We start from the raw sequence: 1,517 nt of genomic DNA, 5'->3' as shown, positions 1-1,517 counted from the left end.
CGAGACTGTGAATCTTTTTATATCGGGCGCGTGGCAGCTGTGATTCTCTTCGCGGATTGATTTGCAGGAGGGGGATGATGGCTGGTGACGAGTTGTTTGGAGAGCTGCCGGAACAAGCGGAGCCACGGGCCGAAGCAGTGCGGCGCGGTGCGCCGCGGCTGCGCGAGCCGGTGCGCGACCAGGTCGAACTGCGAGCGGTCGATATCGACAGCCTGATCGGACAAGATCATCCGGCACGGGTGATATGGGCCTATGTGGAAGGGCTCGACCTGAGTGAACTGGAGGATCGGGTCAAGGCGCGGGAGAACAGGCCCGGCCATCCGGCGCCATCGCCACGGCTGCTGCTGGCGCTTTGGCTGTACGCCACGAGCGACGGCGTCGGCAGCGCGCGGGCGTTGGACCGGCTCTGCGACAGCCATGACGTCTATCGCTGGCTCTGTGGCGGGGTGTCCTTGAACTATCACACACTATCGGACTTCCGGGTCGGCTGTGCCGACCTGCTCGACCGCTTGCTGATCGAGCATCTAGCGGCGCTGAGCAAAGCGGGGCTGGTCGATCTGGAGAAGCTGGCCCAGGACGGGGTGCGGATACGGGCGAATGCGGGAGCCGGCTCGTTCCGCCGCGAGGCGACGCTGGACCGGCAGATGGCGCAGGCCAAGGCCGTGGTGGAGGAGCTCAAGCGCGAGGTCGATGCGGATCCGGAAGCCAGCAACCGGCGGATCCGGGCCGCCAGGGAGCGCGCGGCGCGCGAACGCAGTGAGCGGGTGCAAGCGGCGCAAACGGCGCTGGCCGAGATCAAGCGCAAGCGAAACAAGCTCAACGACAAGGGCGGCAATGGCAAGAAGCCGAAGGAGCCGCGGGCCTCCACCACGGACCCGCAGGCGCGGGTGATGAAGATGGCGGATGCCGGCTTCCGTCCGGCCTACAATGTGCAGGTGGCCAGCACGGCGGGCAAACCGATCGTGGTTGCGGTCGATGTCGACAACAACGGATCAGATCGCGGCCTGATGCGGCCGATGCTGGAACGAACGCGCGCCCGGCTGACGCGCTTTCCCCGCCGCCATCTCGTCGATGGCGGCTTCTGCAGTGCAGAGGACATCGAGTGGGCGCATGGCCAGGGCATCGAGGTCTATTGCCCACCGACCAAATCCAAGAGCGGCATCGATCCCTTTTTACCGCGAAGCAGCGACGGCCCAGGGGTGCTGGCTTGGCGCGCCCGCATGGCCAGTGACGCCGGCAAGGCACAGTACCAGGCCCGCTCGATCTGCGAATGCATCCATGCCCGCTGGCGCAACTGGGACCTCAGGCAATTGACGGTGCGCGGCATCGAAAAGGTCCGAGCCGTCGTGCTCTGGTACGCCCTCACCAACAACATCCTGCAGGGACATCGCCTCGCCAACCCATAGCTGCGCCAAACCATAGCGGCGCGCAAATCCCGCCCCGCTCCACCGTCGAGGTCTTCAACATCCGCTACTTCGGATGCCGTCTACCCGAAAACCGAATTGGTTCTCAGGCTC

General features: G+C 65.5%; 1 protein-coding gene. It reads left to right on the top strand.

The annotated features are described in order from the left end of the window. Nucleotides 1–74: 74 nt before the first annotated feature. Entirely contained in the window at nucleotides 75–1,406 is a 1,332-nt protein-coding gene (locus tag ACZXDY_RS45850) for an IS1182 family transposase (protein WP_463719578.1), read from the top strand. The last annotated feature ends 111 nt before the right edge of the window (nucleotides 1,407–1,517 follow it).

Source organism: Bradyrhizobium sp. LeoB3, from assembly GCF_055456055.1.
This window is presented reverse-complemented; position numbering and strand designations above follow the sequence as displayed.

Coding starts and splice junctions, on each gene's coding strand:
- ACZXDY_RS45850 (WP_463719578.1), top strand. CDS start 75: ATGATGGCTGGTGACGAGTTGTTTGGAGAGCTGCCGGAACAAGCGGAG.